The sequence below is a fragment of the Bartonella sp. MU37NMGALS genome (assembly GCF_042194015.1).
GTDB lineage: Bacteria > Pseudomonadota > Alphaproteobacteria > Rhizobiales > Rhizobiaceae > Bartonella > Bartonella grahamii.
Genome location: NZ_JBHIML010000100.1, coordinates 1 through 1,037, shown reverse-complemented (window position 1 = coordinate 1,037; position 1,037 = coordinate 1). Strand labels below are relative to the sequence as shown.

The 1,037-nt window shown below is 40.9% G+C and carries 1 protein-coding gene; it reads right to left on the bottom strand.

The annotated features are described in order from the left end of the window. Positions 1-1,037, bottom strand: a 1,037-nt coding sequence (locus ACFIJP_RS09285; RefSeq protein ID WP_375627137.1) for a DEAD/DEAH box helicase family protein, incomplete at both ends; no start/stop codon positions are given.

Sequence of the window (1,037 nt, the reverse complement as noted above, 5' to 3'; positions counted from 1 at the left end):
TCGGTAAAGATCTTGGGCGTTGCTGTCATATACAGCCGTTTTTTACCTCGAATGATGCTGTTATCATGAACCTTGATAAATTCAGATTCATTGTCTTCAGTTCCCAATGAAGCCCCAGTGGTTCTATGCGCTTCATCACAGATGATCAAATCAAATTCGGGTAAACCATGGTCTTTTTGTGCATCCGAAATCACTTGGATTGAATGGTAAGTGGAAAACACCACGGTCATGAGATCATGTGAAACCTTACCCGCTTTACTAGCCAGTTCTTTTGCATCAGTTGTTGCAGGCAAGGCAAGATCAGAGCTATCAAATTCAAGAGCATCATTTTTATTATTCTTACGACGTTTTCCCACTTGTGTATCCGAACACACGGCAAAGGAACGCAAAGGCACTTCTGTATCTTCTGTCCATTCACGGATTGTTTGAGAGATAAGAGCAAGGGAGGGCACCAAAAACAAAACACGCTTGCTTTTTCCTGCTATGTGTTCTGCTATCTTCAAACTGGTGAAAGTCTTTCCCGTTCCACATGCCATAATAAGCTTGCCACGGTCTGCTTCTTGTAAACCTTCACAGACTTTCTTGATGGCTTCTTTTTGATGATCTAAAAGCTTTTTTTTGGGTTGCTCTTTAAGAACGGCTTGTCCTTGTTCTTTATACGCCCCCCAATCAATTTGACTGTTCTCTAAATCAAAAAGGTTTATGCGTTGAATACGAACCTCTTGTCCTTCACAAGTCAGTTCGACTTTATCACTCCAATCTGTTTCGGTGCTATCAACCAGAATACGACGGGTGAAGATCTTTTTGCCAGAAGCTGCTATAAAACTATCAATATCTTCTTTTTTAATGATGTGAGAAGCATCATAGCATTTACATTGAATGGCAGCATAGCCACTTTCATCACGGATTGTAGCCACCAGATCAATACCAATATCAGTTCCATCTTCTTCATGCTCTTTAGCCCATTCACAATAGGTTTGAACCTTTTCGTATTCCTGCTTTTGAAGCGGGTCGTTTGTCAAATAAGCCATGACAAG